This is a genomic window from Rhizobium croatiense (assembly GCF_019793465.1).
Classification (GTDB): Bacteria; Pseudomonadota; Alphaproteobacteria; order Rhizobiales; family Rhizobiaceae; genus Rhizobium; species Rhizobium croatiense.
In genome coordinates this window covers 276,299-296,940 of the sequence record NZ_JAILYJ010000003.1, presented here as the reverse complement: position 1 = coordinate 296,940, position 20,642 = coordinate 276,299, and the positions used below count along the sequence as shown (strand labels likewise).

Genomic DNA, 20,642 nt, shown 5'->3' with positions numbered 1-20,642 from the left:
CGAGCTGCGCTCCAGCAGTCGCCCGTGGATACGGATCCATTCTCATGTCGACCATTACTGCCGCCGAACCGGCGCAGCACGCCGCCAGCGGCGCTTCGCTCTACCGCGCCATCTGGCGCTGGCATTTCTTTGCCGGGCTTCTCGTCATTCCCTTCATGCTCAATCTGGCCGTGACCGGATCGCTTTATCTCTTCAAGGACGAGATCAACAGCACCGTCTTCGCCCACCGCTACATTGTCGAGCCGGCAGGCGACACGCTGCCGGCGGAACGGCTCGCCGAGATTGCGGCCGCCGCCGAGCCGGGCTCGACGGCGACCTCCTACAAGAACCCGGCCGGACCCGAACGATCGGCCATCGTCACCGTCGCCGGCAATGCCGGCGCGATGCTTGTCTTCGTCAATCCCTATGACGGCAAGGTGCTCGATGTGGTCGGATCGACCGACGAGTTCAATTATGTCGTCAAGCGCATCCACAGCCTTGCCTATTTTGGCAAGGCGGCGAACCGGCTGATCGAGATTGCCGGCGGCTTTGCCATGGTGCTGGTCGCGACCGGCATCTATCTCTGGTGGCCGCGCCGCCAAACGGGTGGCGTCGTCAGCGTGCGGGGAACGCCGGGCCGCCGGGTTTTCTGGCGTGACCTGCATGCGGTGACAGGGGCTTTTGCCGGCCTGCTGATCTTCTTCCTGGCGATCACAGGCATGCCATGGTCGGGCTATTGGGGCGCAAACGCCAATGCCTGGCTGACCGAACACGGGCTCGGCTATCCCGTCCAGCTCTGGGACGACGTGCCGAAGTCGCAGAAAGTCACCGAGGACATCCTGCCGAAGAGCGGCTGGATCGTCGAGAAAGCGCCGGTTCCGCTTTCTGATATAGCCATAGCGCAATCGGCCAAACCGATCGGCCTCGACAGGGCCGTGGAGATCGCCGAGCAGCTGGGCATGGCGCCGGGTTTCGACATGGCGATCCCCTCCGACGCGACCGGCGTCTATACCGCCTCGCTCTATCCCGACGATCTCGCCGACGAACGGACCATCCATATCGACCAGTATTCCGGCAAACCGCTGATCGATATCGGCTTCAACCAATATCCGTTGCTCGGCAAGGCGATCGAATGGGGTATCAATGTCCACCAGGGACAGGAATGGGGGCGTTTCAACCAGTTGCTGATGCTCGCAACCTGCCAGGCCATTGTGCTCAGCTGCGTGACAGCAGTCGTCATGTGGTGGAAACGGCGACCGGTGGGCCGGCTCGGCGTGCCACCCATGCCGCCAAGGCGCTCGGTCTACTACGGCCTGTGGGTGATTACCGCAATCTTCGCCGTCGCCTTCCCGATGAGCGGGCTTGCCATTGTCGTCATGATCGCCTTCGACCAGATCGTCGTGCGCTTCGTGCCCGTGTTGAAACGCGTTCTCGCCTGAAGGAGACCAAGAGATGAAGACGATCATTGCTCTCCTTGCCTGCATGCTGCTCGCATCCATGGCATCTGCAGACGACGATCCGCAGCAGGTCATCCCGGCAAGACTGAAGCTGATGTTCGAAACGGTGGACAAGCCCCTGGAGCTCACGCCGGTCGTCGCCGTTCAGGCCGATTGGGCGATCGTCGGCTGGCGGCAGGACGGACGCGGCGGACGCGCCCTGTTGAAAAAGACGCATCACGGCTGGAGCATCTATCTCTGCAGCGGCGACAGCCTGAAGGATGCCGGTACGCTGCAGAAGATCGGGCTCCCGGCGAATGACGCGAACGGACTGGCTGCGAAACTGCGCGATGCCGAGGCGAACATCGATCCCCCCACGCTTGCACTGCTCTCAAGCTTCGAGGGCACGGTCATGATGATGAACGAAGCATCGGATGGCGCGGGCGGCGGCCATGAAGGCCACGCCCAATAATGCTTCAGCGCTTCAGCCGCGCTTCGATTTCCCGGTCAAGGGCGAATTTCAGCTCGTCCTTGACGCCGACCGACATGGCCAGCACGTCGCGAGCCTTCAAAAAATCCATGACGCCGGTGCGGCCGACCGTCGGGCGCAGGAAGATGTGCGGCTGGCAGAGCTTCAGCTTCAGCGAGATCGCCGTCTGCATCATCAGCTGGCCGGAGCCGAAGATGCTCTCCATGCGGTTTGGAATATGGGTGCCGTCGCCTTCCGGCGCGCCGACGACATCGATGCCGACGACGATATCGGCAAGATCCATCAGGGGTTCATAGGGCACCGGATTGCTGATGCCGCCGTCGATCATCACCCGACCGCGCAGGCGCACCGGCATGAAGACGGCGGGGATGGCGGATGAGGCGGCGAGCGCCGGAAACAGCTCGCCGTCTTCGATGATGACCTCGTTCTGCCCGTAATAATCCGTGGTGATGACCTTCATCGGCACCAGCAGATCTTCGAAGCGGGCCGGTAGCTCGGCCGGCAGAAAGGCCCTGAGGATCCGCTCCAGATTGAACTGGCCGATGCGGATACCCTTGGCCACCGCATCGCGCACCGTCGCCGGCCTCAGGCCCCAGATGCGGGCGACGACCGCCGTCTTGTTGCCGACGGTCGTCAGCGCATGTTCGCGGATTTCGGCCCCCGACATGCCGGCGGCCATGCCGGCCCCCATGATCGCCCCCATCGACGAGCCCGATATCGCCACCGGGCGGATGCCGAGTTCGTCGAGCGTCTCGATGATATGGATGTGGGCAAGTCCGCGCGCACCGCCGCCGCCGAAAGCGACCGCGACCGTCGGAAGGTCGCTGATCGCAGGCAGTTTCGGGCTGATGAATTCTGCCTGCTGCACGCCCCGCCCCCGCTTATTGCGGCTGATACCGGAAGAAATGCACCCTCGTGTCGCCAAAGACGCGGTCTTCGAGGAAAACATAGGAAGGATGCACGGAAACGACAATATCGGCGCGTTCTTCGAGCACCGCAATCGCGCCTGGCCTGAGCCAACCGCCCTGGGCCGCCGCCGCCATCGCCTTTTCGCCGAGCCCCTTGCCATAGGGCGGATCGGCAAACAGCACGTCGAAGACTTCGAGATTGCCGACGCTGCCGAGATCGGTCGCATCGCGGCGCAGGATGCGCGTGCGGCCGTGCAGGCCGAGCGCGTCGATGTTTTCCCAGAGCAGCGCCCTGCCCTCGACGCTGTTTTCGACGAAGAGCGCATGGCGACAGCCGCGCGACACGGCTTCGAGGCCGACGGCGCCGGTTCCGGCAAAAAGGTCGAGGATCCGGGTGCCGTCAACGCATTCCGGATAGGCATGGCTCAATATGTTGAACAGGCTCTCGCGCGTCCGGTCGGCAGTCGGCCGGATCTCGTTGGATTTTGGCACGGCGAGAGGCCGTCCGCGAAACTCACCGCCGACGATCCGCACCGCGCGTCATTCCCTTTCCTCTAGCACCACCTCTGGACGGGCCGCCAGCAGGTCTGTCGCCGCCCGGCCTGTCGCTGCCCGGCTTGGCGCCCTTCGGCTTGCCGGAAAAATTCTTAGGCCCACCCGGCTTGGCGCCAAAGCCCTTGCCGCGCGGCTTGTCGCCCGAAGGCCGGCCGCCTGGGGACTTATCGCCGAACGATCTTTCGCCGCGCGGACGCTCGGAGCGACCCTCACCGGCAAAACTTCTGGCTGCCCGCGGGCGCTCATAACCATCCTCGCGCGGCCGGCGATCACCGCGCGGCTTGTCGCCGAAGGGACGATCGCCACGCGAGGGACGATCGCTGAAAGGCCGCTCGCCGCGCGGACGCTCCGAACGGGCCTCGCCGGTGGAGGCTCTGGCAGCACGCGGGCGCTCGTCACCAACCGCACGCGGCTTACGGTCACCGCGCGGCTTGTCGCCGAAAGGCCGGTCGCCACGCGGGGGACGATCGCCGAAAGGCCGCTCGCCGCGCGGACGCTCCGGCCGGCCTTCGCCGGCAGAGCTTCTGGCACGCGGGCGTTCGTCACCCCCTTCGCGGGGGCGGCGTTCGCCGCGGGCCGGGCGGTCGCCGAAGCCGCGGTCTTCGCGCGGCGGGCGATCCCCGAAAGAGCGCTTGCGGCCGGAGCCCTCACCCTCATCCTTGCGATGGGGCTGCTCGCTCGAGCGGATCCATTCGCCGTCCTCCTCGCGCACGCGATTGATCTGGGTGCGCGGACGATCCTCGATGCGATCGAAGCCAGTGCCCTTTGCCGGCCGCTCTTCGCCGCGCCGGCGCGCCGTCTGCGCGTTCTTGGCGGCTTTCGCCGCCGCCTTTTCGCCAAGCGGCCGAGCGCCCGGCGCCATCCAGACATTGGCGCTGCGGCGCTGGCCGAGCGGCTGGGGCCGCTTCGGCTTGTCGTCGTCCCTGCTGCGGCCGCCGTCGCGGCGATCGTCATCTCTGCGCCCGCCGCCGTGGCGGTCGTCACGCTTGGTGTCGAGGCGGCTCAGCGCCCGTTCGCGCTTGTCCTCGTCGCGGCGCGGACGCTCGCGCCTTTCCGGTACTGGAGCTTCAGTCTCTTCCTCGGCGGCGACTGCCGGCGCATTGTAGATCGGCGCGTCGAAATTCGCCTTGGCTTCCTCGATCAGGCGCGGGCCGAGCTGGTCTCGCAGCGTGCGGCCGCGCACTTCGATGACATGGCCTTCCGGCAAATCGCCGAGCTGGAACGGGCCGTAGGAGATGCGGATCAGGCGATTGACGTCGAGACCGAGCGCGCCGAGCACGTTCTTGATTTCGCGGTTCTTGCCTTCGCGTAGGCCCATGGTGATCCAGACGTTCGAGCCTTGCGTGCGGTCGAGCGTCGCCTCGATCGAGCCATAAAGCACGCCGTCGACGGCAATACCGTCCTTCAGTCTGTCGAGCGCCTCCTGATCGATCTCGCCATGGGCGCGCACGCGGTAACGCCTCAACCAACCGGTCGCCGGCAGTTCGAGCGCCCGGGCAAGACCGCCGTCATTGGTCAGCAGCAGCAGGCCTTCGGTGTTGATGTCGAGACGGCCGATCGACATGACGCGCGGCAGTTCTTCCGGCAGGTTGTCGAAGACGGTCGGGCGGCCTTCCGGATCGGCATTGGTGGTCACGAGACCGGCCGGCTTGTGATAGAGCCAGAGCCTGGTGCGTTCGATGCCGCGGATCGGCACGCCGTCGACCTCGATCCGGTCGGCAAGCGTGACGTTGACGACGGGGGTTTCGAGAACCCTGCCGTTCAGGGTCACGCGGCCTTCCATGATCATCCGTTCGATGTCGCGGCGGGAGGCGACGCCGGCGCGCGCCATCACCTTGGAAATGCGTTCGGCCTTGGCCTCGCCGTCGGTTTCGGCCGCGGCCGGGCGCGCGGCTGCAGCCTTTGCCGGCTTCGCGCCGCCCGCTTTCGGGCCGGCCTTGGCCCCGGCGTCGCGTGAAAAGGGCTTTGCGCCCGGGCGTTTTGGCTTGTCTTTGGGTGTCATTTGTTGTTTGCCTGCCTTTTGGGCCTGTCTATCAGGTCACGCATCTGCGGTTAAGTGGAAATTCTTGCGATCGTGAAGACAAATCGTTTCATGGAGATGGCGCTGGAAGAGGCGCGCGCCGCCGGCGAACGCGGCGAAGTGCCTATCGGCGCGGTGGTCGTCATCGACGATATTGCCGTTTCACGCTCGGGAAACCGCACGCGCGAGCGCAATGATGTGACCGCCCATGCCGAAATCGCCGCGATCCGGCTCGCCTGCGAAGCGCTCGGACAAGAGCGCCTTGCCGGCGCCGATCTCTATGTGACGCTGGAGCCTTGCACCATGTGCGCGGCAGCCATCTCGTTTGCGCGTGTCCGCAGGCTCTACTACGGCGCCGAGGACCCGAAGGGCGGCGCGGTCGACAATGGCGTGCGATTCTATGCGCAGCCGACCTGCCACCACGCCCCGGAAGTCTATTCCGGCCTCAACGAGGTTCAGTCGGCCGAGATTTTACGGACGTTCTTTTCGCAAAAGAGAGAGACGCCGTAGGCTCCAGGGCGCGATGCGGTCATCTTCAGCCGCGTGCCGCGAGTGCGGTTGGTGCGAATGGCTGCCCTCACCCTAACCCTTACCGGGGTCGAGCCACTGGTCTCGACCCGTCCTGCGGACCCCCGCTTGCGGGGCTAGGGGACGTGCCCTGCGAGGGGTTAATGGGGGACGGAGAGGTTGCGGCATATTCCCTTCGCCCCGTTTACGGGGAGAAGGTGGCGGCAGGCGGATGAGGGGCCGCTATCGACGATCTCCGGGGCAGTCGCATGAACGCGTACCAGCCGGACAAACAGTCCTACGCCCTGGGACAAACTGCTATTGCAGGAAGTTCCACCACTGCTTGCCGCTGTTGGCGATCGCCGCTTCCTTTTTGCGCTTCTTCTGCTTCTTGAGCTCGGGCTCGCCGACATCTTCGAGCTTTGCCGGGTCGTCGACGGTGCGGTAACCGGGCGGCGGGTCGGAAATATAGCGGCGCTGATCGACGTAGGAGCCCTTCTGCAGGGCGCGGGCCTCGCGATAGGCCTGGGTCTGGGCTTCCGTTGTGCGCCGGCCGCCTTCGATGGCGGAGCTGGCGAGCGGCGAGCGGTAGTTCGGATTGTCGGAGTTCGCGTCGGCCTCGGAAACGAGGCGGGCGCGGGTTTCCTCCGGCGATTCAAGCCATTGCGGATTGTCCTTGTTGGCAACCGTCTGCTGCGGTTGAACGAGGGTCTCCCTCTGCCCCTCAGCCGGCAGCACCAGCGTCGGGCGCGGCGTGTACTTGACGCCCTTGTTCTTCGGATCAGGCCCGGTCAGCGACACGGACTGGCCGAGGTCGTCGGTCAGCTGCTCCATGGCGGTCTTGTCGGTGCCGTAGGTCGGGCTGCTGGCGCAGCTGGAGACCAGGGAGCATCCCGCCACTACAACAGACAGGCAGGCGCCCATACGGAACCAATGCGTTGCGAACATGAAAACCCTTCCAGCCACCGGTGCAATCGTTGCCCAACCGGACAACCGTCCCCCTGACGCAAAAATCCGGCCATTTTCAGGCAGCTTTTACCGGATGAACGCCATAAAGGCAATTCACCCGGCAAATATCTTCAGGCGCGGATGCCGAGTTCGCGCAACGCCGCAGCGTCGCGCGCCGAGACGTCGGGATAATCAGGATCGGAGCCGACATCGCTGGTGATGCGCCAGGAACGCGCGCATTTGACACCCTCGGCGAGCTTCGGCACGACGGCGACATCAGGCACTTCGGCCAGGCGGAAGGCTTCCGCCGGACCGGCGTCCGCCTTGATGGTGATGCCCGAGGTGATGCAGACTTCACTGAAGTCCTGACCCTCGAGTGCCTTGCGAAGCTCGGCATCGGCGATATGGACGACGGGCGCCGCTTCCAGCGAAGAGCCGATGCGCTTGTCCTTGCGCTCGATTTCCAGCGCGCCGGTTACCACCGAACGCACGGCGCGGATTTTCTTCCACTTCTCGGCCAGGGCATCGTTGCGCCATTCCTTTGCAACAGGGGCGAACTGCTCCAGATGCACGGAAACGGCGGACGGATTGCGCGACAGCCAGGCCTCCTCGGTGGTGAAGGGCAGCATCGGGGCAAGCCAGGTCACCATACAATCGAAGATCTGGCGGATGACGTGCAGGCTGGCGCGCCGGCGCAGGCTCGACGGCGCGTCGCAATAGAGCGCATCCTTGCGGACATCGAAATAGAAGGCCGAAAGCTCGACATTGGCGAAATCGATCAACGCGCGGGCGATCTTCTTGAAATCGAACGCGTCGTAGTTTTCGCGCACCAGCTGATCGAGCTCGGCAAGCCGATGCAGCATCAGCTGCTCCAGCTCCGGCAGGTCGGCAAGCGCGATCTCCTCGCCCGTGTCATGCGCCAGCGTGCCGAGCATCCAGCGGATGGTGTTGCGCAGCTTGCGATAGGCATCGACATTGGTCTGGATGATCGTCTTGCCGACGCGCAGGTCGTCGGCATAGTCCGAGGTCATCACCCAGAGGCGCAGGATATCGGCGCCGGCATCCTTCATCACCTCCTGCGGTGCGGTGACGTTGCCCTTCGACTTCGACATCTTCTCGCCCTTCTCGTCCATGGTGAAGCCATGGGTTAGGACGGCGTCGTAAGGCGCGCGGCCGCGGGTGGCAGCCGATTCCAGGAGCGAGGAATGAAACCAGCCGCGGTGCTGGTCGGAGCCCTCGAGATAGAGATCGGCCGGCCACTTCAGGTCCGGGCGGTCCTCCAGCGTGAAGGTGTGCGTCGAACCCGAATCGAACCAGACGTCGAGGATATCCATGACCTGCGACCACTTGGCCGGGTCATGCTCATTGCCGAGGAAGCGCTCCTTGGCGCCTTCTGCAAACCAGGCGTCGGCACCTTCGGCGTCGAAGGCATCGAGGATGCGCCGGTTGACGGCCTCGTCCTGCAGCACGGCGCCGTGCTCATCGACGAAGACGCAGATCGGCACGCCCCAGGCGCGCTGACGGGAAAGCACCCAGTCCGGGCGCTGCTCGATCATGGCGCGCAGGCGGTTCTGGCCGGCAGCCGGCACGAAGCGGGTGTCGTCGATCGCGGTGAGCGCACGGCTGCGCAGCGTCGTTCCATCCGGCAGCGTCTTGTCCATATAGACGAACCACTGCGGCGTGTTGCGGAATATGACCGGCTTCTTGGAGCGCCAGGAATGCGGATACTGGTGCTTCAGGCGGCCGCGGGCAAAGAGCGCAGTGCATTCGATCAGCGCCTTGATGACGCGGTCGTTGGCATCGCCCTTCTTGCCGTTGTCGTCGATGACGCGCGCACCTTCGAGGCCGGGGGCATCCGATGTGTAAAAGCCGCCATCGTCGACCGGGAACGGGATCTTGGTGTCGATGCCGCGCGCCTCGATCTCGCGGGCATGCGCCATCCAGACGTCGAAGTCTTCGCGGCCGTGGCTGGGCGCAGTATGAACGAAGCCCGTGCCGGCGTCATCAGTGACATGGTCGCCTTCGAGCAGCGGCACGGCAAATGCATAGCCGCCGCCGAGACCCTTGAGCGGGTGCGCGCAGGTGAGGCCGGCGAGATCGGCAGCCGCAACGTCGGCAAGACGCTTGTACTGCAGCCTCGCCTTGGCAAAGGATTCCTCGGCCAGCTTATCGGCAAAGATCAGCTTCTCGCCCGGGCGCGGGCCAAAATCATTTTCGGCAGCCGTGACTTCGTAAAGACCGTAGGCAACGCGCGAGGAATAGGCGATCGCCCGGTTGCCGGGGATCGTCCAGGGCGTGGTGGTCCAGATGACGACGGAGGCATCCTTGACGCCGTCGGGACCTTTGCCGACCGGGAACTTCACCCAGATCGTGTCGCTCTCGTAGTCGTGGTACTCGACTTCGGCTTCGGCGAGCGCGGTGCGCTCGACCACCGACCACATGATCGGCTTGGAGCCGCGATAGAGCTGGCCGCTTGAGGCGATCTTCAACAGCTCGCCGGCGATGCGGCTCTCCGCGTGAAAATTCATCGTCAGATACGGGTTGTCGAAATCACCGACGATGCCGAGACGCTGGAACTCGTCGCCCTGAACCTTGATCCATTTTTCGGCATAGGCGCGGCACTCGCGGCGGAACTCGATCATCGCCGCCGGCTCCTTGAGATCCGGCTTGGCCTTGCCCTTGGCGCGGTAGTTCTCCTCCTCGATCTTCCATTCGATCGGCAGGCCGTGGCAATCCCAGCCGGGCACGTAGTTGGCGTCATAACCGCGCATCTGGAACGAACGGTTGATGACGTCCTTGAGGATCTTGTTCAGCGCGTGGCCGATATGGATGTTGCCGTTGGCATAGGGCGGGCCGTCATGCAGGACGAATTTCTCGCGGCCGGCGGCAGAGGCGCGCAATTTCTTGTAGAGATCCATCTCCTGCCAGCGCTTGACGAGCTCCGGCTCCTTCTGCGGCAGGCCGGCGCGCATCGGGAAATCGGTTTCGGGCAGATAGAGGGTCTTCGAGTAATCGATCTTTTCGGCTGTGTCGGTCATATTGGGACAATCGTTTCTGGCGGCCCAGAAAGGGGCGCAACGGGTATGAAAAAGCTGGTGACGGAAGCGCTCGTATCCAAGCGCCGAAAACCCGGACCTCCCGGCCGCTTAGCGCGCGCGGAAGGCCGGGCCGATAATTCGCATCGTGATCGCCAGCCGAAATTTTCTCATCGGGCCGGTTCATAGGCGTTTTTCGGCGGAAAAGGAAGAGAAGAATTCTGCGATGCGATCGCCGGGGCGCCGAGGTTTTTGCGCACGAAAGACGCCGCGCTGACCACGACCTCAGGAAAAGCAAAGCTTCCGGTCGAGTTCGCCGAGCGGCTTGACACCCGCCAGCAGCGCCCGCGCCTCCTCCTCGTCGCGCTTGATCTGGGCGACGAGCGGATCGAGACCGTCGAATTTCAGCTCAGGTCTAATATAGCCGAAGAAGGAGACGGCGCAGAGCTGGCCGTAGAGATCGCCGCTGAAATCGAAGACATAGGTTTCGAGCAGCGGCGCGCCGTTTTCCGTCACCGTCGGGCGGCGGCCGTAGCTTGCGACCGCATCGTGGAGCGTTCCGTCCTGGCGGCGGAAGCGGACGGCGTAGATGCCGGCGGCAAGCTCGGCCTCCGGCGGCAGGCGCATGTTGGCGGTGGGAAAACCAAGCTGCCGGCCGAGTTTTTCGCCGTCGATCACCTCGGCTTCCACCGTATAGCGGTAACCCAGCATGCCGGCCACTTCGCTGACATCGCCCTCCTTCAACAGCATGCGGATATGGCTCGACGAGACGACATCGGCGTTTTCGTCGCGGAAGGCATCGATCAGGGTGACGCCGAAGCCGTAGGTCTGGCCGGCATTCATCAGGAAGGCCGGACCGCCTTCGCGGCCTCGGCCGAAATGGAAATCGAAGCCGGTGACGACTTCGGAGGCGCCGAGCCAATCCTTCAGGATCGAATGGATGAAGTCATCGGCGGAGCGCTGCGAGAATTCGTAATCGAAAGGATATTCGATGACGGCGTTGAACCCCAGCGTCTCCAGGATGCGGGCCTTGAGCGGCGCGGGTGTCAGGCGAAACACCGGCGTCTGCGGCCGGAAGACCGTGCGCGGATGCGGCTCGAAGGTCAGCACTAAGGCGGGGATGCCGCGCGCCCTTGCGATCTCAAGCGCGCGGTTCAGCACCGATTGATGACCGCGATGCACACCGTCGAAATTGCCGATGGCGATCACCCCGCCCTTGAGATGGGCGGGCAAGGGATCGCGGGTTTCATTGCGGTGGAAGACGGTCATCGGCTGGCTTCTCTTTATGCAAGGCGCGGCATCCACCACTTCGGCGCGGCGTTTTCCCGTTCGAGATAGGCGTTGAGGATTGCCTCGTCGGTTTGGCCGTTCAAGGTGTATTCCTTGGCGTGTATCCCGCCGCTGATGTAGAGAAGGTCGAGGCCAAAATTCAAGGCGCCGCGGACATCGGTCGGCATGCCGTCGCCGATCGCCAGCACGCGCTCGGCGGGGACATCACCGCGAAGTTCGCGGGCAGCGGCCAGCGTCGCCTCGTAAATCGGCCGGTGCGGTTTGCCGGCGATGCGGGTTTTGCCGCCGAGCTGCTCGTAGTAGGCGGCCATGGCGCCGGCGCAGGGAATGATGCGATGGCCGCGCTCGACGACGAGGTCGGGATTGGCGCAGATCATCGGCACCTCGCGTGCCTGAAAATCCAGCAGCATGTCGGTGTAATCTTCCGGCTTCTCGGTCTCATCGTCGAAAAAGCCGGTGCAGACGAGCGATTGCGCTTCGCCGGCCGGCACCCGCTCGACGCCGATGCCTTCAAGCAGCGCCTTGTCGCGCTCGGGGCCGAGCAGAAAGACCGTCTTCGGCCCCTCGGAAATCAACCCGCGCGTGACGTCGCCCGAGGTGACGATCCTGTCATAGGCGCTGTCGGGCACGCCGATATGACGCAGCTGCTCGACGACCTGCCACGAAAGCCGCGGCGAGTTGGTAATGAGGACGACGGCGAGGCCGCTCTCGCGGGCGGCCTGAAGGGCAGCGGCAGCCTTGGGGAACGGATCGACGCCATTGTGAACGACGCCCCAGACATCACAGAGCACCACATCATAGCGATCGGTGATCTCAGAGAAGGTTTCTATCCGCTTGGCCATTCCAATATCCCGAGTTGCTGCAGTCACCGGTGACATTGCAAAGGCGCAGGACGATGGCAAGGCATTTTCTTCGCTATCGGCCACCGCAAAGCCCTGTCGCGACAATCCGGCGCGTGATCGGCAGGGCTCGGCCGCGGCAGAGGGTTCGGCGGAAATCTCCGGCATTTCTCCGGTCTCTTCACAATTCCGGCACAAAAATTCGTGATTGCTCTCATTGACTCCTTTCGGAGCCATCCCTAAATGCACGTCGCTAGCACTCACCGCAAGGGAGTGCTAACACCTATCCATGTGGGCCGCTCCGGCCCGCGAATGTCATTCGATCGAGGGATTAGACAATGGCAAGCACCAATTTCCGTCCGCTTCACGACCGCGTCGTCGTTCGTCGCGTCGAGTCCGAAGAGAAGACCAAGGGCGGGATCATCATTCCCGACACCGCCAAGGAAAAGCCGCAGGAAGGCGAAATCGTCGCCGTCGGTTCCGGCGCTCGTGACGAGTCCGGCAAGGTCGTCGCACTCGACGTCAAGGCTGGCGACCGCGTACTGTTCGGCAAGTGGTCCGGCACCGAAGTCAAGATCAACGGCGAAGACCTTCTGATCATGAAGGAAGCCGACATCATGGGCATCATCGGCTGATTGGCCGATCCGCTTTCCCGAAATGACTGACGGGCTTTTGCCCGAACAAATCGAATTCAGGAGTCACAAACATGGCAGCTAAAGAAATCAAGTTTGGCCGCACCGCGCGCGAAAAGATGCTGCGCGGCGTCGACATTCTCGCCGATGCAGTCAAGGTCACGCTCGGCCCGAAGGGTCGTAACGTCATCATCGACAAGTCCTTCGGCGCGCCGCGCATCACCAAGGACGGCGTTTCGGTCGCCAAGGAAATCGAACTCGAAGACAAGTTCGAAAACATGGGCGCCCAGATGGTCCGCGAAGTTGCTTCGAAGACCAACGACATCGCCGGCGACGGCACGACGACTGCAACCGTTCTTGCCCAGGCGATCGTTCGCGAAGGCGCCAAGGCTGTTGCCGCCGGCATGAACCCGATGGACCTGAAGCGCGGCATCGATCTCGCCGTCGCCGAAGTCGTCAAGGATCTCCAGGCCAAGGCCAAGAAGATCAACACCTCGGAAGAAGTCGCACAGGTCGGCACGATCTCTGCAAACGGCGAGCGCCAGGTTGGTCTCGACATTGCCGAAGCCATGCAGAAGGTCGGCAACGAAGGCGTCATCACGGTTGAAGAAGCCAAGACCGCCGAGACCGAACTCGAAGTCGTCGAAGGCATGCAGTTCGACCGCGGCTACCTCAGCCCCTACTTCGTGACCAACCCGGAAAAGATGATCGCCGACCTCGAAGACGTCTTCATTCTCCTTCACGAGAAGAAGCTCTCGAACCTGCAGTCGATGCTCCCGGTTCTCGAAGCTGTCGTCCAGACCGGCAAGCCGCTCCTGATCATCGCTGAAGACGTCGAAGGCGAAGCTCTTGCTACGCTCGTCGTCAACAAGCTGCGCGGCGGCCTGAAGATCGCTGCCGTCAAGGCTCCTGGCTTCGGCGACCGCCGCAAGGCCATGCTCGAAGACATCGCCATCCTGACCGGCGGCACCGTGATCTCCGAAGACCTCGGCATCAAGCTCGAGAGCGTCACGCTCGACATGCTCGGCCGTGCCAAGAAGGTTTCGATCTCCAAGGAAAACACCACGATCGTCGACGGTTCGGGCGCCAAGTCCGACATCGAAGGCCGTGTTGCCCAGATCAAGGCCCAGATCGAAGAAACCACCTCCGATTACGACCGCGAGAAGCTGCAGGAACGCCTTGCCAAGCTCGCCGGCGGCGTTGCCGTCATCCGCGTCGGCGGCTCGACGGAAGTCGAAGTCAAGGAAAAGAAGGACCGCATCGACGACGCCCTCAACGCGACGCGCGCTGCCGTTCAGGAAGGCATCGTACCGGGCGGCGGCGTTGCCCTGCTGCGCTCCTCCGTCAAGATCACCTCCAAGGGTATCAACGACGACCAGGAAGCCGGCGTCAACATCGTTCGCCGCGCGCTGCAGGCTCCGGCCCGCCAGATCGCTGAGAACGCAGGCGACGAAGCCTCGATCGTTGTCGGCAAGATCCTCGACAAGGATCAGGACAACTGGGGTTACAACGCCCAGACCGGCGAATATGGCGACATGATCGGCATGGGCATCATCGACCCGGTCAAGGTCGTTCGCACCGCCCTGCAGGATGCCGCTTCCGTCGCATCGCTGCTGATCACCACCGAAGCCATGATCGCCGAGCTGCCGAAGAAGGACGCTCCGGCAATGCCGGGCGGCATGGGCGGAATGGGTGGCATGGATATGATGTGATAGGCGAAAGCCTGCACTCATTCCGGCATCCGGAACAGGAAGGGCGGCCCTCGGGTCGCCCTTTTTCTTTGCCGCGAGCTTGCTCGAAACGATTCGATCCGTTGCGCGCGATTTTGTGCCGTGCATCGCATTTGCCGGCGGGCCAAGCTTTCCCGAGGCTTGCGCCCCTGCTTGTTTTTCTCTCCACGCAACCTGCGGGAGATCGTCGTCTTGCTGCGATATATCTCCCGCCAAGTGGGGTGAAACGGGGGAAAAGCGCTGAAAATTGGCCTCCATTCTCGCCAACAGCGCGCAGATCCGACATCTTCGGCAAAGGATCTCGATGCGAACGCCCCTTAAAAAGCCGTTGCCGTTTGTGCAAAAGCCCCTATAAATCCGCGCTGCAATTGAAGCGCGCCCGGCGATCATTTTCGCTGTCAGACGAGCGCGGGAAGGCGATGCCAGAATAGTCGGTTTCGAAGGGCTCCGGTTCGGAGGCTCGGATGGCCGCTGGCAATGATCGCCGGTATGGGCGCGGGCATTATGCCCGCTGCTGCCTAAGCCTGTGTCTAGTGTTTGCCGAGCCTGCGGCGGAGGAGCCGCATGCGAACGAGGGAACGCCCGTGTTCAAGATTGCCAAAGCCAATGCAGCCGTGCCGTTGCTGCCCGGCTCGATGAACGACAACAATCAACTGCACGAGATGCTGGCGCAGTTTTCCGTTTCCGAAAGCTGGACCGGGGATCTGTCGAGCGGCGTGCTCCGTCTCGGCAAGTGGAGCGCCATGTTGCACGGCCTCTCTGCAGAGGAATGCGGACTGCTCAACCTGATACGATGCTATGATTCCGGAGATCGCAGTCATGTGCTGGAACTGTTCGAACAGGCGGCAACACATTGCTCCTCCTTCTGCTTTTCGACGACGATCATCATGCCAAACGGCTTGCGCCAGCCGCTGTTCTGCATGGGCGAGTCAAACGGGCTCGAGGAGAAATACAGCGGCAGCCTGGCCGGCGTCTTCGTCTTTCCGCGCTTCAAGCTTGAAGGCGCAAGGCAGATCACCAACCGGCAATAGAGGCCGGCGGGCGAAATAACGGTCTCCGCTGAAAGTGGTCAGACTGCTGAAAAAGCCGGCCAACTTCTCTTTCGTCATACTCGGGCTTGTCCCGAGTATCTGCCTCGGGCCGATAGGGCAGCAGATCCTCGGCACAAGGCCGAAGATGACGTTGGCGGGGGGAAGCCGCGTTGGCATATAGTTTGAGGCCGCTCCCGAGAGCGGCCTCTGCGCTTTCCGGAACCGTCAGCTACTCCGGCTTGACCGGAATATTGAGGCCCCTGGCGCTGGCCGGACGGGCGATGCAGCGTTCCAGCCAATCGGAAACGGCCGGGAAACTCGCATAGTCGAGGACCTCGCGGCCGCCATAGAAGATATCGGCGCCGCGGACCCAGGTGAAGGTGGTGATGTCGGCGATCGTATACTGATCGCCCATGATCCACTGCCGCCCCTTCAGCCGGCCTTCGAGCACGCCGAGCAACCGTTTGGATTCGTCGCGATAGCGTTCCACCGGATAGGAATTATTGGCGACCTTGTCGGCGGCGAATTTGTAGAAATGGCCGAACTGGCCGAACATCGGGCCGATGCCGGCCATCTGGAAAAACACCCACTGAATGCATTCGTAGCGGCCGACGGCATCCGCGGGGATGAGCTTGCCGGTCTTCTCCGCGAGATAGAGCAGGATGGCGCCGGATTCGAAAAGGCCGATCGGCTTGCCGCCCGGCCCGTTCGGATCGATGATCGCCGGAATGCGGCCGTTCGGATTGAGAGATTCAAATTCCGGTGACTTCTGTTCGTTGGCGTCGAAGGAAATATAATGCGGCTCATAGTCGAGACCGAGCTCTTCGAGGGCGACGGATACCTTCACGCCGTTCGGCGTCTGCAGCGAATAGAGCTGGATAATGTCGGGGTTTTGCGCCGGCCAGCGGGTCGTGATCGGAAATGCGGACAGATCTGCCATCGGAGTCTCCATGTGGGGGCCGACCATAGGAGACGAGGCTCTGGAAAAGCAAGCGAGGCATCGTTTCATATTATTGAACGAAGTGTCCCCTTCCGTCTACCTTTGCATAACGAAGGAAATAGGCGAGATAGGGATATCAGAGATCCACAGCGTGCCCGGGGGCACCAAGATCTCCAGAGCCATTCAACGGAGCAACATCCATGTCGAACGCCTTTATCCTGATTGCCCGCATTCTTCTGTCTTTCATGTTCGTCCTTTCCGGCTTCATGAAGCTAACCGATCCTGCCGGTACTGCGGGCATGATCGCCGGTGCCGGCCTGCCGGCAGCAACTCTGCTGGCCTATGTCGCAGGCCTTTTCGAACTGCTCGCCGGCCTTGCGGTTCTCACAGGCTTCCAGGTCCGCATTGCCGGCTGGCTGCTCGCAGTCTTCTGTGTCTTCACGGCCGTTGCCTTCCATCTGCCCTACGCAAGTGGCGCGGAACTCGTGAATATTCTCAACCAGATCATGGTCATGAAGAACATCACGCTTGCCGGTGCGTATATATTGCTCGCAACCGTCGGTGCCGGTGCCTATTCGATTGACGCCCGCCGCGGCGCCTATGCGGCTGCCTGATCCAGCAGACATCCTCCCAGACATGCAGAACCCGCCGTCATTGAATTGACGGCGGGTTTTCTTGTGCATTGCTGGCGGAGATCAGAGGGCGGCGCGCACCGCTTCGATAATCGCCTGCACGACTGGTTCGTCGGCATGGCTTTCCTTGCGGGCGCGCACAAGGCAGGCCTGCGAATGCAGGATGACGCCGTCCTGAAGCACCTTCAGATGGTTGGCGCGCAGGGTCGAGCCGGTGGAGGTGATATCGACGATGATATCGGCCGAGCCGGCGGCCGGAGCGCCCTCGGTGGCGCCGAGGCTCTCGACGATGCGATAAAGCTGGATGCCGTGCTGGCTCGAAAAGAACTGCTGGGTCAGGCGCCAATATTTGGTGGCGATGGCAAGGCGACGGCCGTGGCGGGCGCGGAAATCGGCGGCGACGTCGCCGAGATCGGCCATGGTCTCGACATCCAGCCAGATCTCCGGCACCGCGACGACGACATCGGCATGGCCGAAGCCGAGGCGGGCGCAGAACTCGACGCGTTTGTCGACCTCGGCAAAACCTTCCCGCATCAGGTCCTCGCCGGTGACGCCGAAATCGACGGTGCCGTTGCCAAGCTCGCGGGAGATTTCGGAGGCCGAGAGGAAGGCGACCTCCACATCGTCCCAGCCCTCGACCCGGCCGCGGTAGGAGCGGTCGTTGCCGACGGCCGTAATCGTCATGCCGGCACGTTCGAAGATCGCCGAAGCGTCGTCCTTCATCCGGCCCTTGGAGGGAAGCGCGATGGTAATGGTCATGCGGCTGCCCTTTCGGTTTCGATGCGGTCGAGCCAGAAGGAGAAGCCGACGGCCGGAATGCGGTCCGTCGCGCCGAGGAAGGTCAGGAGCTTATCGAAGCGGCCGCCGCCCGCCAGAACTGCGCTCGAGCCTTCAACCGTCACCTCGAAGACGAGACCGGTGTAGTAATCGAGCGGCCGTCCGAAGGCGGCGCGATAATCCAGGCAGGACAGATCGACGCCGGCATCCGCAAGGGCGCCGACGCGACCGTTGAAACGGGACAGTGCATTGCCAAGCTTCAAGCCGGCGGCATCGGCAAAGCCGGCCAGCGCCGCGGAAGCATTGACGAGCGGGACGTCGAGCGACAAAAACTCTTCCAGCACATGGAAGGCAGCATCGTCGAGGCGCGTCTCCGACAGAATGAGCTTTTCCTTGAGCCGCCGGGCAATCTCCAGCGGCGAGCGGCTGTCTTTGGTCGAATAGCCCGTCGCCTGCATTTCCTGCTCGAGATGGGCGACCAGCGCCTGCTCGTCGCCTGATGCGACAAGCCTTGCGATATCGTCGTCGAGGCCGGTGACGAATTGCGGGCTGACGAGACCGCCCAGCAGCGCTTCCAGCTGCGTCATGTTGCCGAAGGCATGGATCAGCCGCTTCTGCCAGCCGAGCGGCAGGCCGAGCGCCTGAACGACCGCCTCGAATACCGCCTGGTCGCCTAATGTCACCGACAGGCGCCGGCCCGGCAGCAGGCGGGCAAGAATGCCGGTGGCATCGCCGATGGCGCGGGCGTCAGCGCTCGGTATGTTGATATCGCCGAGATCCTCGATGCCGGCCTGGTAGAATTCATTGGCGCCGTCGCGGCGCTGGCGGAAGACCTCGCCGAGATAGGCGTAACGCTTCGGCGTGCCGGTCGCCGTCTCGATGTGGCGCAGACAGACGGGGATGGTGAATTCGGGACGCAGGCAAAGGCTGGCGCCGGTCTCACTCTCGGTCATGAAGATGCGGCGGCGCAGATCCTCGCCGGCGATATCGAGGAAAGGCTCGGCCGGCTGAATGACAGGCGTATCGACGCGCTCGGCCTTGCGGGCGTCGAACTCGGCAAGCAGCTCGGCGGAGAATTCGGGGAGGTTGATCAGGGGCATGGTGTAGCTCCTGGGAAAAGTCCCCTCCCCAACCCCTCCCCACAAGGGGGAGGGACTAACCGGCGGCCAGCGTCGATATAAATCGAGAGCGGCGTCGGCGAAGCGAACCTCGAGCTGGGCACAGGGGCGCCACTTGAAGCCCCTCCCCCCTGTGGGGAGGGGTTGGGGAAGGGTTTATTGCGCATCGCCCGCCCTCTTCCGATCTTCCGCCTGCGCCGCAAGAATCTCCCTCACCTTGGCGACGAGGTCGGCCTCCAGGACCGTTTCCTGCGCCACGCGGGCTTCGCGCCAGCTGGCATTGTCCTCGATCTCGCCGGAAAGCCGTTTGCCCTCGATCAGATCCTTGATCTGGACGACCCCGGTTGCGCGTTCGTCGCCGCCCTGGATGATGGCGACGGGGCAGCCGCGGCGATCGGCGTATTTCAGCTGGTTGCCGAATTTCTTCCAGTTGCCCTGAAACATCTCGGCGCGGATGCCGGCGGCGCGCAGTTTCTGGGTCATCTTCTGATAGCGGCCCATCGCCTCGACATCCCCGTCCATGACGGTCACCAGCACCGGCTCGATCACTTCGCTGGCGCCGAGCTTGCCGAGGTTCTTCAGCGCCGTCATCAGCCTGGAGACGCCGATCGAAAAGCCCGTCGCCGGAACCGGCTGGCCCATGAAACGCGAGACCAGGCCGTCATAACGGCCGCCGCCGCCGACCGAACCGAAGACGACCTTCTCGCCCTTCTCGTTGGTGACGTCGAAGCTCAGCTCGGCCTCATAGACCGGGCCGGTATAATATTCGAGGCCGCGCACGACCGAGGGATCGATCTTGATGCGGTCGGACTGATAGCCGGCGCTCTTAACCAGCGCGCCGATGAAATTCAGTTCTTCAACGCCTTCGCCGCCCTTCGACGTTCCGGCAACGAGATCGGCGAGGCGCGCGGCGCTTTCGGCATAGTCCTTGATGCCGACGAAGAACAGCACCTTGTCGATCTGCGCCTGGTCGAGGCCGGCGCCCTTGGTGAAGTCGCCGGATTCATCCTTGCGGCCGGGGCCGAGCAGCAGGGCCACACCTTGCGGGCCGAACTTGTCGAGCTTGTCGATGGCGCGCAGCACGTTCAGCCGCTGGCCCGCTTTGTCGTCGCCGCCGAGGCCGATCGCCTCGAGCACGCCGTCCAAGACCTTGCGGTTGTTGACGCGGATGACGTAGTCGCCGCGCTTGATGCCGAGGGCTTCAAGCGTATCGGCCATCATCATGCACATTTCGGCATCGGCCTGAACGCCCGGCGCGCCGACGGTATCGGCATCAAACTGCATGAACTGGCGGAAGCGGCCGGGGCCTGGCTTCTCGTTGCGGAAGACGTAGCCGGCGCGATAGGTGCGATAGGGAAGCTGGATCTCGTTGAAATTCTCGGCGACATGGCGGGCAAGCGGCGCCGTCAGGTCGTAACGCAGCGACATCCACTGCTCGTCGTCGTCCTGCAGCGAGAAGACGCCCTCGTTCGGCCGGTCGCTGTCGGGCAGGAACTTGCCGAGCGCATCGGTATATTCGAACAGCGGCGTTTCCACGGGGTCGAAACCATAATGCTCATAGACTTCCCGGATCTTTGCCGTCATCTCGTTGACGGCGCGGATATCGCCGGCCGCCCGGTCGACGAAGCCGCGCGGCAGGCGGGCCTTGAGCTTTTGCGGTTTCTTCTGCTTGTCGTTCATTTCCGGGAATTCCGCTGACTGTGACAGTGGCGGTGTCCTAACCGATCGGGCGGGGAGCGGCAAGGGCGCAGGGGTCTTGATGTCGCTGCCAGAAT

General features: G+C 63.3%; 18 protein-coding genes. 7 read left to right on the top strand and 11 right to left on the bottom strand.

Annotated elements, in window-relative coordinates:
- The first annotated feature begins 44 nt into the window (after positions 1-44).
- Both K6M89_RS07045 and K6M89_RS07040 read left to right on the top strand, forming a co-directional pair.
- Positions 45-1,418 (top strand): PepSY-associated TM helix domain-containing protein, encoded by a 1,374-nt coding sequence (locus K6M89_RS07045; RefSeq protein WP_222138903.1) that lies wholly within the window; start codon positions 45-47, stop codon positions 1,416-1,418.
- A 13-nt stretch (positions 1,419-1,431) separates the two neighbouring features.
- On the top strand, positions 1,432-1,887 hold the full coding sequence (locus tag K6M89_RS07040) for a copper uptake system-associated protein (RefSeq protein WP_222138902.1): 456 nt from the start codon (positions 1,432-1,434) through the stop codon (positions 1,885-1,887).
- Positions 1,888-1,891: 4 nt separating this feature from the next.
- Here K6M89_RS07040 and K6M89_RS07035 read toward each other — a convergent pair whose 3' ends face one another.
- From K6M89_RS07035 to K6M89_RS07025, 3 genes are read right to left on the bottom strand one after another with little or no spacing between them, the layout of a single operon-like run.
- The gene (locus K6M89_RS07035; protein WP_097580048.1) at positions 1,892-2,773 is read right to left on the bottom strand and encodes a patatin-like phospholipase family protein; all 882 of its coding nucleotides are present in this window, start codon (positions 2,771-2,773) and stop codon (positions 1,892-1,894) included.
- Between the two features lie 13 nt (positions 2,774-2,786).
- Positions 2,787-3,347 (bottom strand): 16S rRNA (guanine(966)-N(2))-methyltransferase RsmD, encoded by a 561-nt coding sequence (rsmD, locus tag K6M89_RS07030; RefSeq protein ID WP_222138901.1) that lies wholly within the window; start codon positions 3,345-3,347, stop codon positions 2,787-2,789.
- Positions 3,328-5,370 (bottom strand): pseudouridine synthase, encoded by a 2,043-nt coding sequence (locus tag K6M89_RS07025; RefSeq protein ID WP_222138900.1) that lies wholly within the window; start codon positions 5,368-5,370, stop codon positions 3,328-3,330. The genes rsmD and K6M89_RS07025 overlap by 20 nt, the downstream gene beginning before the upstream one ends.
- Positions 5,371-5,460: 90 nt before the next feature.
- Here K6M89_RS07025 and K6M89_RS07020 point away from each other — a divergent pair, with 90 nt between their 5' ends.
- The gene (locus K6M89_RS07020; protein WP_222139031.1) at positions 5,461-5,898 is read left to right on the top strand and encodes a nucleoside deaminase; all 438 of its coding nucleotides are present in this window, start codon (positions 5,461-5,463) and stop codon (positions 5,896-5,898) included.
- A gap of 315 nt (positions 5,899-6,213) precedes the next feature.
- Here K6M89_RS07020 and K6M89_RS07015 read toward each other — a convergent pair whose 3' ends face one another.
- From K6M89_RS07015 to K6M89_RS07000, 4 genes are all read right to left on the bottom strand, one after another.
- Complete coding sequence (locus K6M89_RS07015; RefSeq protein ID WP_097580051.1) at positions 6,214-6,843, bottom strand: hypothetical protein; 630 nt, start codon at positions 6,841-6,843, stop codon at positions 6,214-6,216.
- 131 nt (positions 6,844-6,974) lie between these two features.
- Positions 6,975-9,881, bottom strand: a complete 2,907-nt coding sequence (gene ileS / locus K6M89_RS07010; protein ID WP_222138899.1) for an isoleucine--tRNA ligase — start codon at positions 9,879-9,881, stop codon at positions 6,975-6,977.
- Between the two features lie 282 nt (positions 9,882-10,163).
- Positions 10,164-11,147, bottom strand: coding sequence for a bifunctional riboflavin kinase/FAD synthetase (locus tag K6M89_RS07005; RefSeq protein WP_222138898.1), 984 nt, complete (start codon positions 11,145-11,147; stop codon positions 10,164-10,166).
- Positions 11,148-11,161: 14 nt separating this feature from the next.
- Positions 11,162-12,010, bottom strand: a complete 849-nt coding sequence (locus tag K6M89_RS07000) for a TIGR01459 family HAD-type hydrolase (protein ID WP_222138897.1) — start codon at positions 12,008-12,010, stop codon at positions 11,162-11,164.
- A 335-nt stretch (positions 12,011-12,345) separates the two neighbouring features.
- Here K6M89_RS07000 and groES point away from each other — a divergent pair, with 335 nt between their 5' ends.
- The 3 genes from groES to K6M89_RS06985 all read left to right on the top strand — a co-directional run bounded on the left by groES (position 12,346) and on the right by K6M89_RS06985 (position 15,400).
- Positions 12,346-12,642 carry a co-chaperone GroES gene (gene groES / locus K6M89_RS06995; protein ID WP_004675403.1) on the top strand — a complete coding sequence of 99 codons (297 nt, stop codon included), beginning with the start codon at positions 12,346-12,348 and terminating at the stop codon, positions 12,640-12,642.
- Between the two features lie 71 nt (positions 12,643-12,713).
- Entirely contained in the window at positions 12,714-14,351 is a 1,638-nt protein-coding gene (gene groL, locus K6M89_RS06990; protein ID WP_097580054.1) for a chaperonin GroEL, read from the top strand.
- A 602-nt stretch (positions 14,352-14,953) separates the two neighbouring features.
- On the top strand, positions 14,954-15,400 hold the full coding sequence (locus K6M89_RS06985; RefSeq protein ID WP_222138896.1) for a hypothetical protein: 447 nt from the start codon (positions 14,954-14,956) through the stop codon (positions 15,398-15,400).
- A 229-nt stretch (positions 15,401-15,629) separates the two neighbouring features.
- Here the strand turns inward: K6M89_RS06985 and K6M89_RS06980 are convergent, their stop codons facing one another.
- On the bottom strand, positions 15,630-16,340 hold the full coding sequence (locus K6M89_RS06980) for a glutathione binding-like protein (protein ID WP_222138895.1): 711 nt from the start codon (positions 16,338-16,340) through the stop codon (positions 15,630-15,632).
- A 200-nt stretch (positions 16,341-16,540) separates the two neighbouring features.
- On the opposite strand from K6M89_RS06980, the gene K6M89_RS06975 reads away from it, so the two are divergent.
- Complete coding sequence (locus K6M89_RS06975) at positions 16,541-16,954, top strand: DoxX family protein (RefSeq protein WP_097580057.1); 414 nt, start codon at positions 16,541-16,543, stop codon at positions 16,952-16,954.
- An 81-nt stretch (positions 16,955-17,035) separates the two neighbouring features.
- Here K6M89_RS06975 and hisG read toward each other — a convergent pair whose 3' ends face one another.
- The 3 genes from hisG to hisS form a co-directional block, all read right to left on the bottom strand.
- Positions 17,036-17,731 (bottom strand): ATP phosphoribosyltransferase, encoded by a 696-nt coding sequence (gene hisG / locus K6M89_RS06970; RefSeq protein ID WP_097580058.1) that lies wholly within the window; start codon positions 17,729-17,731, stop codon positions 17,036-17,038.
- Positions 17,728-18,849 carry an ATP phosphoribosyltransferase regulatory subunit gene (locus tag K6M89_RS06965; protein WP_222138894.1) on the bottom strand — a complete coding sequence of 374 codons (1,122 nt, stop codon included), beginning with the start codon at positions 18,847-18,849 and terminating at the stop codon, positions 17,728-17,730. Before K6M89_RS06965 ends, hisG begins: the two co-directional genes overlap by 4 nt.
- Before the next feature lie 174 nt (positions 18,850-19,023).
- A complete protein-coding gene (hisS, locus tag K6M89_RS06960; protein WP_222138893.1) occupies positions 19,024-20,547 on the bottom strand; it encodes a histidine--tRNA ligase in 1,524 nt (507 codons plus the stop codon).
- Positions 20,548-20,642 lie beyond the last annotated feature (95 nt).